The following is a 207-nucleotide window of genomic DNA, read 5'->3' on the forward strand; positions in this document are numbered from 1 at the left end:
CGATATGATGAGTGAATCTTAATTTGTATATTATGACGTTTTATTCAATATGAAGGAACATTGATGAAAATGAAAAAATTGATGATGGTTGCACTGGTCAGTTCCACTCTGGCCCTTTCAGGGTGTGGTGCGATGAGCACAGCAATCAAGAAGCGTAACCTTGAGGTGAAGACTCAGATGAGTGAGACCATCTGGCTTGAACCCGCC

It is taken from the genome of Marinobacter vulgaris (genome assembly GCF_003344045.1).
GTDB lineage: Bacteria > Pseudomonadota > Gammaproteobacteria > Pseudomonadales > Oleiphilaceae > Marinobacter > Marinobacter vulgaris.